We start from the raw sequence: 209 nt of genomic DNA on the forward strand, positions 1-209 counted from the left end.
GGTGCATGTGGACCACCTTGTCGCGGACGGCGTCGAACTTCGATATCGGCTTCCCGAACTGCTCCCGCTCGCCCGCGTACTCCTTGGCGGCCTCGTAGGCGCCCTGCGCGAGCCCGACCGAGAGCGCGGCGATGGAGATGCGCCCGCCGTCGAGCGTCTTCATCGTCTGCGTCCAGCCGTCGCCCTCCTCGCCGAGGAGCCGGTCCGCC

General features: G+C 70.8%; 1 protein-coding gene. It reads right to left on the reverse strand.

The annotated features are described in order from the left end of the window. Positions 1-209, reverse strand: a 209-nt coding sequence (locus EXE42_RS18385) for an acyl-CoA dehydrogenase family protein (protein ID WP_255510264.1), incomplete at both ends; no start/stop codon positions are given.

Origin of the sequence: Halorubrum sp. SP3, assembly GCF_005435195.1 — an archaeon.
GTDB lineage: Archaea > Halobacteriota > Halobacteria > Halobacteriales > Haloferacaceae > Halorubrum > Halorubrum sodomense.